The 10,072-nt window shown below is 72.0% G+C and carries 7 protein-coding genes and 3 pseudogenes; 7 read left to right on the top strand and 3 right to left on the bottom strand.

The annotated features are described in order from the left end of the window. Positions 1-204 precede the first annotated feature (204 nt). Positions 205-564: a MerR family transcriptional regulator gene (locus AB0K65_RS30490; protein WP_365722215.1), complete on the bottom strand. Its 360-nt coding sequence runs from the start codon at positions 562-564 to the stop codon at positions 205-207. Between the two features lie 870 nt (positions 565-1,434). Between AB0K65_RS30490 and AB0K65_RS30495 the strand changes: the two genes are divergently transcribed. From AB0K65_RS30495 to AB0K65_RS30520, 6 genes and pseudogenes are all read left to right on the top strand, one after another. Continuing rightward, on the top strand, positions 1,435-2,841 hold the full coding sequence (locus tag AB0K65_RS30495; RefSeq protein WP_365722217.1) for an AMP-binding protein: 1,407 nt from the start codon (positions 1,435-1,437) through the stop codon (positions 2,839-2,841). A gap of 103 nt (positions 2,842-2,944) precedes the next feature. After that, positions 2,945-3,187 (top strand): DUF6332 family protein, encoded by a 243-nt coding sequence (locus tag AB0K65_RS30500; protein ID WP_365722219.1) that lies wholly within the window; start codon positions 2,945-2,947, stop codon positions 3,185-3,187. A gap of 783 nt (positions 3,188-3,970) precedes the next feature. Further along, a pseudogene (locus AB0K65_RS30505) lies at positions 3,971-4,663 on the top strand (right-handed parallel beta-helix repeat-containing protein); the annotation flags it as partial. Between the two features lie 753 nt (positions 4,664-5,416). After that, positions 5,417-5,524 (top strand): annotated as a pseudogene (locus AB0K65_RS30510) (LPXTG cell wall anchor domain-containing protein); the annotation flags it as partial. A 142-nt stretch (positions 5,525-5,666) separates the two neighbouring features. After that, positions 5,667-6,356, top strand: a complete 690-nt coding sequence (locus AB0K65_RS30515) for a TetR family transcriptional regulator (RefSeq protein ID WP_365722221.1) — start codon at positions 5,667-5,669, stop codon at positions 6,354-6,356. A gap of 158 nt (positions 6,357-6,514) precedes the next feature. Beyond that, positions 6,515-6,784 (top strand): hypothetical protein, encoded by a 270-nt coding sequence (locus AB0K65_RS30520; RefSeq protein ID WP_365722223.1) that lies wholly within the window; start codon positions 6,515-6,517, stop codon positions 6,782-6,784. 80 nt (positions 6,785-6,864) lie between these two features. On the opposite strand, the gene AB0K65_RS30525 is transcribed toward AB0K65_RS30520, so the two are convergent. After that, positions 6,865-8,052, bottom strand: a complete 1,188-nt coding sequence (locus AB0K65_RS30525) for a phospholipase D-like domain-containing protein (protein ID WP_365722225.1) — start codon at positions 8,050-8,052, stop codon at positions 6,865-6,867. Positions 8,053-8,475: 423 nt separating this feature from the next. Between AB0K65_RS30525 and AB0K65_RS30530 the strand changes: the two genes are divergently transcribed. After that, positions 8,476-9,423, top strand: a complete 948-nt coding sequence (locus tag AB0K65_RS30530; protein WP_365722227.1) for an NAD-dependent protein deacetylase — start codon at positions 8,476-8,478, stop codon at positions 9,421-9,423. 30 nt (positions 9,424-9,453) lie between these two features. Here AB0K65_RS30530 and AB0K65_RS30535 read toward each other — a convergent pair. Next, positions 9,454-9,924: pseudogene (locus tag AB0K65_RS30535) on the bottom strand (uracil-DNA glycosylase family protein); the annotation flags it as partial. Positions 9,925-10,072 lie beyond the last annotated feature (148 nt).

Below are 10,072 nucleotides of genomic sequence, written 5' to 3' on the forward strand. Positions count from 1 at the left end.
GCGGCGGCCCACCTCTCGCGGCCGCTGCGTCCCCTGGAGGACCCGGGCGGCCTCGCCGCATCGCCACGGCAGCGGCCGCGGGTCGGCGCTCCGGCGCCGGAACGGTTCGTGTCCGCCGCCTGCCCGCTGCTGCGGTCCTCCGATCGTCCGCCCGTCACGGCATCGCGCTCACGGGCGACCGGGGGGCGACGGGGCAGTGCTCCGTCAGGCGTTGGCACCACAGCCCGTCTCTTCGGCCGTCGCCTTCACCGAGGCGGCGGCGCGGCGGTATTCGGCGTTGATGCGCTGGGCTTCCTCGAGCTGGTCCTCGAGGATGATGATGCGGCACGCGGCCTCGATGGGGGTGCCCTGGTCGACGAGTTCCCTGGCCCGGGCCGCCATGCGCAGCTGGTATCGGGAGTAGCGACGGTGGCCGCCCTCGGAGCGGAGCGGGGTGATGAGGCGGGCCTCGCCGATGGCGCGCAGGAAGGCGGGCGTGGTGCCGAGCATGTCGGCGGCCCGGCCCATCGTGTAGGCGGGGTAGTCGTCGTCGTCGAGACGGCCGTAGGAGTCGTCTGCTGTCATCTGCACCTCTCTCTGGAACGCGTCGAGGGGTCCTGGTGCCGTACGGCACCAGGACCCCGAAGGAACTGCTACACCATCCGCCGGCCGGGGGACTGCGCCGGCTTCCTGTTTCCGCGGCCTCGACGGGACTGCTGTCGAGGGCGCGGGGATCGCGGTTGCTTGACCGGAGACCACCTCACTGTCGATAGTCCTGCGGTACCCGGGCTCAAGGCTTCCGCCCGGGCGATCCTGATGGCGCGGCTTCCTCCGTTCTTACTCGGTGATCGACTACTTCTTGTCAAGCGGGTACTGCGTCCTGCTCTCTGCTGCGGCCGTGCCCGCGCCGGGCACGGCTCTGTGCCGTGGCGGCCCCTCATCACCACGGGCCACCCGGTCCGGCCGTCAGTCCCGTCGCCGTCCTTCGAGCCTGGCTTCGGAACTCCACCGCCGCACCGTCCTGCGAACCGCAACTGCGGGTACTGCTGCCCGGCAGTTCGTCCCTGCCGGGCTTCTCTTGACTGGGCTACGTGAGAAACCATATCCACACCGCCACTCAATGTCTACTCTCGCGAGAATAGATTTCCGTATGCGGGAGGAAGACGTACACGCCTCGCTCGCGGCCCTCCGGCACGACGGCGCGGCGATAGGGGCGGGACCCGGCTCACCACCCGCCCACAGGGGCGCCGCCGCGAACGACCGACCCGACGACCCGCGCGCTGACGCGAGCGGCGATCCCGACGACCCGCGCGGCGGCGGCCCTTGGTGTTTCCGCCGAGGGGAGCCGGCTTCCCTGGTGGGGACAGCACCTTGTGCGCGACGGCGCGGGCGGGCTGGACTGGAGACAGCCCGACGTCGCGGCGGCCCGGCCCTCGCCGGTACAGAAGGAACCTCATGACACCGATGCTCGACGGCTGCACGCCCTGGCCCGAGGAGTTCGTCGACCGCTACTGGGCCGCCGGCCACTGGCGCGGGAACACGCTGCACAACCTGCTGCGCGGCTGGGCCGTGGAGTACGGGCCGCGAACCGCCGTGGTGCACGGTGCCACACGGCTCACGTACGCGGCCCTGGACCGGCGCGTGGGCCGCATGGCCGCCGGCTTCCGGCTGCTGGCCCTCCGGCCCGGGCAACGCGTCGTCGTCCAGCTGCCGAACGTCCCCGAGTTCGTCGTCACGGTGTTCGCGCTGATGCGGGCCGGCGCGGTGCCCGTCTTGTGCCCGCTCTCGCTGCCGCCGCACGAGGTGGCCGGCCTCGTGCGGCTCACCCAGGCCGTCGGCTACGTCGGTCCGTCGACGTACCGGGGCTTCGACCACACGGCGATGGCGGCGGGCATCGCGGCCGACGGACCCTTCCTGCGGCGGGTGTTCACCTACGAGGCGCCGGGCACGGCCTCCCCGTACGGCGGATTCACGATCGACCCGTCGGGCTGTCATCACGTTCCGCTGGGCTCCGTCGACGCCCCGCCCGAGCGGGACCTTGCGCTGAGCGCCGACAACGTGGCGTTCATGCTGCTCTCGGCCGGTACGCGCCCGGGCTCCGTACCCCCGCTCGTTCCCCGGACCCACAACGACTACGCCTATCAGATGCGTGCCGCCGCCGAGCTGGTGGCGCTGACCGGGAGCGACGCCTATCTGGCGGCGCTGCCGCCCGAGAACAACGTCGCCCTCGGCTGCCCCGGCATCCTCGGCACCCTCTCCGTCGGCGGCACCGTCGTCCTGGTCGACGCCCCGGAACCCGCCGCGTGCCTCCCGGTCATCGAGCGGGAGAGGGTGACGATCGTGTCGGCTGGACCGGCCGTCGCCGAGCTGTGGCTCGACGCGCTGCCCGCGGCGCGGGCCGACGTGACCAGCCTGCGTCTCGTACAGATCGGCGACCCGCCGGCCGTACGGTCGCACCACCGGGAACCCGTCGGACGAACGGGCCCCGGGTCGGGCTGCCGCCTCCAGCGGGTCGTCGGCGGCGCGGAGGGGCCGCTCGTGTTCACTCCGCCCGCCGATCCGGAAGACCCCCCGCTCGCCGCACACGGCCGCCCGCTCTCCCCCGACGACGAGATCCGCATCGTCGCCGCCGACGGCGAGGACCTGCCCGACGGGGAACCCGGCGAACTCCTCGCCCGGGGCCCGTACACCCCGCGCGGCTACTACCGCGCCCCCGCCCGCAACGCCCGCCGCTTCACCACCGACGGCTACCTCCGCACGGGCGTCCTGGCCTACCGCACCGCGGACGGCGGCCTGGTGACGACCGGTCACCTCGCGGACGACCCGCTGCGGCCCGGCGACGAGGTGCCATCCGACAGGTGACGGGCCCGACCGTCCTGACCCCGTGGCCTCGCCGGAAGCGGCCGGTCGGCGGTCGGACCGAACCCGGGCGTGAGCCGGCCCACGAGTGTGCGAGGGTGCCCCCATGACGACACGGCGCCGAACCCAGGCGGAACGAGACGCGATCCCGGTCGAGATCGGCTATGCGCTCCTGAGCGCGTGCTTCCTCGCCGCGGTCGTCTTCGGCACGATCGCCGGACCGGCCGCTGTCTGGCACCTCCCTCCCGCCTTCGAGCGGTTCCTCGTGATCGCCGGGGCCTGGCTCGCCGGAGTGCTCGCGGTGGTGCGCGTCGTCCACGTCCTCTGGCGCCACGAACGACGCCGCTAGGAGCCGCGCGCACGGGGGGCGTGAAAGACCCGGCGCTTTCGTCGGCTCGTGGTCAGGGGGCGGGTGTCCGGGCCCCCGACGGCGCCTTCGGACCCAGCGGCCCGGTGCTGCGGGCCACGCTCGGCCGGCTTCATCCGCGCGTACCCCTCGCCTCCGACCCGGTCGAGCACGGCGGAGACCGACGCCCCGATGAGAACACGCGCCGGCGCGAGACTGGTGTGGGGCGAATCGGACGGCACAAATGTATCGCCCATTACGCAGGGGCCGCGGGGCACCCGCGGGGTGTCCACGCCGGCACGCGGGGCGCACCCGGGCCCGCACAACGGTTCCTCGTCCGCGCCGCTCTGGCCCTCCACCATGGCCGTGAGGCTTTCGGGGAACTCACGGAGGGCGTGAGCAAACCCTCGGGGCGCTCGTCACCGCCGGCCGGCGCCGTTACACCTGCCTGATAGGGCGTCAGAACGTTTACAGGCGGTACAGGGTTGCGTTCGATATCCAGTTCTGTAACTGTCGCTCACACCACACATCAACACCCCACCCCCACAGCGGACTTCGGAGCGCAGCAGGGTGTGTCGCGCCACCTCGGGCCGGCGCCCTGACACGGCGTGACGCCCTCGCCCTGTTCTTCCCGGCGCCCTCCCGCGCACGGCCCTTCGGCCGAGGGGAGTCACGGCCCGCTTCAGTCCGGACGACTTCGGAGACCAGGCACCAATGAAACGCACCCGCACCATCGCCGTCACCGCCGCGCTTGTCGCGTCATCCGCTCCCCTCGGCATCGTCACCATGGGAGCCGGTTCGGCCCATGCGGCGGACCGCACCTACTTCGTGAGCGCGGAAGGCAGCGACAGCAACCCGGGAACCTCGACCGGCGCGCCCTTCCGCACCCTCCAGAAGGCCGCCGACAGCGCCGGTCCCGGCGACACCGTCTCGATCATGAACGGCACCTACTCCGAGCGCGCAGCAGGCTCCAACGTGCTGACCGTCAGGCGCTCGGGCCGCCCCGGCGCACCCATCACCTTCACCGCCCATCCCGGCCACCGGCCGGTGATCCACCCGGTGAAGGCGTGGAACGGCATCAGCGTCCACGGCGCGTCCTACATCTCCCTCAGGAACCTGGAGATCAGGGGCAACAACGCCGCCCTGAACCTCGCCGGGGCAGAACGCGGATCGAGGAAGGGCGACCCCACCTACAACACCAACTGCATCTCGATCGAACGAGACAGGTCCACGGGTGCGGTGTCGCACCACATCGAGGTGACCGGCAACACGGTTCACGCCTGCGCGGGCGGCGGCATATCGGCGATCGAATCCGACCACCTGACGATCTCGGGCAACCACGTGTACTCCAACTCGTGGTACACGGTCTATGCCACCAGCGGCATCTCGGTCCTCACCCCGCGCGACGTGGGGGGCTCCGACGCCAGGACGTACAAGATCCGCATCACCGGCAACCGCGTCCACGACAACGAGACCAAGATCAAGTGGGAGAAGTGCCGCTGCTACTCCGACGGCAACGGCATCATCATCGACACGCTCAAGGGCGACGCCGACCATCCCGCCTACGGAGGACGCGTCCTGGTCGCCGGCAACCTCTCCTATGACAACGGCGGCTCGGGCATCCACTCCTACAAGAGCCGGCACGTCGACATCGTGCACAACACGGCGTACCTGAACGGCCGGAGCACGCGCATGAAGAGCTACGCCAACATCTTCGCCCACGACAGCACCGACGTCCGGCTGCTCAACAACATCGCGTACGGCCGGCCCGGCCAGGCGACGAACAGCAAGTCCCGCAACGCGGACGTGACCTACGACTACAACGTCTACTTCGGCGGCAAGGCTCCCGAGGTCAAGGGTCCGCACGACATCGTCGCCGACCCGAAGTTCGCCGACGCCGGCACCACGGCGGGCGCGACCTTCCGGCTGCGTGACGGCTCCCCGGCCATCGGGACGGCCACTCCGTTCGCCGCCGTCACCACCGGCACGCGCCGGGCGGGTGGCGCGCCCGACCGTGGCGCCCACGGCTTCGGCACTGGTGACGTGCCGCAGGGCGCTTCCGCTCCCGTCGGCGACTCCGGCTCCGGCGGTCGGCAGGATGAGGCCCGGCCCGGGGGAGCACAGCCCGGTACGACCGGTACGGCCGACACCACCGCCTCGCCCGCCGAGGAGCCGAACGAGACGGATGGCGGCGGCGGATCCGACCCGAACGCGCACAGCGGGGACGGTCCGCTCGCGCAGACCGGCGGTTCCGATCCCCTGATCCCCCTCGGCATCGCGGCGGCCGTGCTCGCCGTCGGCGGCGGGCTCGTCGTCGCCGCCCGTCGCAAGCGTTCCTGACCGTCCGGTTCACCCGGGCTCCTGACGTGGTGCCGGCCCCGTCCCCCGTGCCAAGGGGCCGGCACCACCGCGTACCCTTCCGGCCGCACGGTTCGCGGACCCACTCCGCTCCGGCGACTCGACCCGCTGACAGGCTTGTGACATGGCAACCGACCGACCGCGCAGAACGAACGGCCGCGCGGGTGAGGACCCACCCGACTCCCCGCGCATCGCCTGGCGCAAGCAGATGAGGGAAAGCGTCCTCGATGCCGCACACGACCTGACATGCGAAGCCGGGTGGGACGAGGTCAGCATCACGGCCGTCGCGGCACGCGCTCAGGTCTCCCGGCCCTCGGTCTACAAGGAGTTCGGCAATCGAGCCGGTCTGGGACGCGCACTGGTGATCCGTGAGACCCGGCAGTTTCTCGCCGGGGTGGCCGACACGCTCGATCCCGGCCTGCCCGACTCTCAAGCCTGCCTCGAAGCCGCCATCCGCTACGTGCTCGAGGAAGCTCACACCCAGCCCCTCATACGGGCCGTCATCGCAGCCGCCCGCCATGGATCCGACAGCCTGCTCCCCTACCTCACCGCCCGGGCGGACCCGATCTTCGACGGGGGCCGGCACCTGGTGCGGGAATGGCTGGGGACCCGCTACCCGGGGCAGCTCACGGAGGCTCTCGAGATGACGGCGGACATCATCGTCCGCATGACCATCAGCCATCTCGTCCTGCCCGACGCCGAACCGCACGTCACCGCCCGAAGGCTCGCCACGGCCGCACGGGCGCTGCTGCACAGTGCGGGATCAGCCGAAGCCGCCGTAACCAGGAGTCCCGCCGAAGCCGAGCCCTTCTGACACCGCGCCGAAGCGCGCTCGGGCACGGGCCGGTGCTCCGGCTCGGGCGAGCGCATGGCGCGTGACGTGCGTGCCACCCTCGGTGTCCCCACCAGAGTTCGCCCCCAGTTCACCGCTCGGCCGCTTCGGGTGATCGACACGGGCGTACCTTTCGGGGCGTGGACATACCTGTCGCGTTTCGCTGGGTGCTCACGGCCCTGGTGGTCCTGCAGCTCCTCTCCCTCTACGCCGTCCTGCGCCGGATGCGCCGTCGAGGCCCCGGTCGACGGGCCGAGGAGCGGTGGGACGTCCTCGACGGCGTCAGCGGTGTCGCCCTCCTGGCGGGGATCCTCATCGGCAGCGGCCCCCTGATGATCTGCGGCACGGTGCTCATGGGCTGCGTCATCGCGCTGAAGGCGATCCGTTTCCTGCGGACCACGGACTCCTGACTCCGCGGGAGCGGGGAAGGCCCGGCAAGGATCCAGCGGCCACCGGGCGAGACCTCGCCCGCCGAACCGGAAGCGACTGGCTAGAGAAAGCGGCGCACAGGCAGGACGGCGGCCTCGGCGAGGCGCTGGAGGGCGGCGCGGCGCTTCCAGCGGGACGGGTCCACGGGGGTGCTCCGCCGCAGGTCCGCGTCGAAGTCGTGGTCCAGGCCCGCGGTGAAGTCCTCGTCGAGGACGGCGAGCATGACCTCCTCGTCGTGGCTCATGGAGCGCCGGTTGAAGTTCGTGGAACCGATCAGCGCGGCCACGCCGTCGATCGTCATGATCTTTGCGTGCATCATCGTCGGCTGGAACTCGCGGATGGACACGCCCGCCTCCAGCAGGCGCTCGTAGTGGTACTGGCCCGCGAGTTGGCAGGCCCGCTGGTCCGTGTGGGGGCCGGGCAGCAGGATCTCGACGGTGACGCCGCGCCGCGCGGTCGCGCACAGCAGGTCGACGAAGTACGTGTCGGGGGCGAAGTAGGCGGTGGCCAGGCGGAAGCGCTGCTCGGCGGAGGTGAGCATGACCCGGATCAGGGTCTGCATGTCCTGCCAGCCGAAGCTCGCCGATCCGCGGACGACCTGGACGACGCAGTCGCCGGGCTGTTCGTGCTCGGTGAAGCGGTCCCGCTCGTCGTACAGCTCGTCATGGCACTCGGCCCAGTTCTGCGCGAAGGCCGCGGCGATGCCGTCCACGGCCGGACCGCGCACCTGCACGTGCGTGTCCCTCCACTCGTCGGGGTTGCGGGCGTCGCCGCACCACTCCTCGGCGATGCCGACGCCGCCGGTGAACGCCGTGGTCTCGTCGACGATCAGGGCCTTGCGGTGGCAGCGGTGGTTCTGCTTGAGGGGCGACAGCCACAGCGGCTTCCGGAACCAGGCCACCTGCACGCCCGCGGCGTCCATGTCGTCGAGGAGCTTCTGCTCGATCGCCTTGGCCCCGAAGCCGTCCAGCAGCAGGCGCACCCGTACGCCGTCCGCTGCGCGCTCCGCGAGGGCGGCGGCGAAGTCCCGGGCGATCTGCCCGCGCCAGTAGACGAACGTCATCATGTCGATGGTGTGCTCGGCCCCCTTGATGGCGTCGAGCATGGCGGGGAAGATCCGGTCGCCGTTGCGCAGGGCGACGAGTTCGTTTCCTTCCGTCGCGGCGATGCCGAGGAGTCGTTCCAGCCGTCTGCGCAGCCGCTGGGCGCGGGCGGCGGTGGGTCTCTGATGCTCTTCCACGAGGGTCATGGGACGTCCTTGGTCGGGTGGGTTGCCGTCGGTCGGTTCGGCCGGTCCGTGCCGCCGGCCGGTGCGGCGCCGCGGCCTATGCGGGTCGGCCGTACGAGCGGACGAGGTGCCAGGCGAGGGCTCGGAGGCGGGTCACGGAACGGGACCATGCCCGGAGGGTCTCGCCGCCTCTCGGTCCGCGGCCCTCGGAGTCCGGAACCGGTGTCACTTTCATGTCCATGACGCCCGGATGCCCAGCCCTCGCCACCGTATACGCCTCGTGGGGAGGATCTCACCGCGCCGTCGTCCCGCGTCCGCCGTCGATGTCGCCGTGCGTCGCCGTGCGCTCACTCTCCCTTGCGGAGAGTGCTCGACGGCTCTCCGAGCTGACGACCTCGCGTCGACGGAAGGCGGGCCGGGGGACCCGTTCCGTACCCTGGCGGCATGCGGATGCGTCCCACACTGACCTGGACCCCTCCCGAGGATCTGCCGCCGGGCATCACGGATCCGGAGCCGGTCGCCGACGTGCTGGGCACCGGCGGTGTGCTGGTGCTCAGCGGCGCGGGCATCTCCACGGAGTCGGGCATCCCCGATTACCGCGGCGAGGGCGGGAGCCTGGGCCGGCACACCCCGATGACCTACCAGGACTTCACCGGCGGCGCGCGGGCCCGGCGCCGGTACTGGGCGCGCAGCCACCTCGGCTGGCGCACCTTCGGCCGCGCCCGCCCCAACGCCGGGCACCGCGCCGTGGCCGCGTTCGCCCGGCACGGCCTGCTGGCCGGGGTGATCACGCAGAACGTCGACGGCCTGCACCAGGCCGCCGGGAGCGAGGGCGTCGTGGAGCTTCACGGCAGCCTGGAGCGGGTCGTCTGCCTCTCCTGCGGCGCCCTCAGCCCCCGCCGCGAACTCGCCCGGCGACTCGAGGAGGCCAACGCGGGATTCGCGCCCGTGGCCGCGGGGATCAACCCGGACGGTGACGCCGACCTCACCGACGACCAGGTCGGGGACTTCCGGGTGGTGCCCTGCGCGGTCTGCGGCGGTGTCCTCAAGCCGGACGTGGTGTTCTTCGGCGAATCCGTGCCGCCGCAGCGGGTCGAACACTGCCGCGCGCTGGTCCGCGGGGCCGCCTCGCTGCTGGTCCTCGGTTCCTCGTTGACGGTGATGTCCGGCCTGCGGTTCGTCCGCCAGGCCGCCGAGGCGGGCAAGCCGGTCCTGATCGTGAACCGGGACCCGACCCGGGGCGACCGGCACGCCGTCACCCGGGTCGCGCTGCCCCTGGGAGCGACGCTCACCGCCGTGGCCGAACGGCTGGGCGTCCCCGTCGACGCAGCCGACGGCGCGGATGTGGTGGACGGGGTCGACGGCCGGGCGGTGGCGGACGGGAGCCGGTGAGGGCGACGGCGGCGGGTGGTCATCGCACCCTCAGAGGCCGGTCGTCGGGTCCGGCGGCTCGACGGGCAGGCCCGCCGTGTACGCGGCCTCGGCGAGCACGCGACGCAGCATCTCCGGCGTGAGCCGGCCAGTGAACACGTTGCGTTGACTGACGTGGTACGAGGCGAACACCGCCAGGGGGGCTTCCGGCCCGTTCCCCGGTGCCAGGGACACCCGCCTGCCATGGCCGAACGCCGGTCGAGGCCGGGGCATGCTCCAGCCGGCCTCCCCCAGCGCAGACCACGCGGCCTGCCAGCCGAAGCCGCCCAGCGCGACCACGGAGCGCATCGTCGGTCGCAGCAGCCGCAGCTCCCGGGCCAGCCACGGGCGGCAGGTGTCCCGCTCGTCGGGCGTGGGCCGGTTGGCGGGCGGCGCGCAGTGGACGGGCGCCGTGACTCTGACGCCGTACAGTTCCAGTCCGTCGTCCGCGTCCGTCGCCGTGGCCTGTGAGGCCAGGCCTAGAGCCTGTCTCTTGAATGAGGCGGCTGACTGGCGCATGGGAGGCTCTGGGACACTCGGCCAGTGGATGAAGCGACTGCTCTCGAACTGATCCGCCTAAGGGCTGTCCCGTAAAGATCTTCGAGTCAGTAGGGCCGTGATCGGCTGCTAT

This window comes from Streptomyces sp. NPDC053755, assembly GCF_040677675.1.
GTDB lineage: Bacteria > Actinomycetota > Actinomycetes > Streptomycetales > Streptomycetaceae > Streptomyces.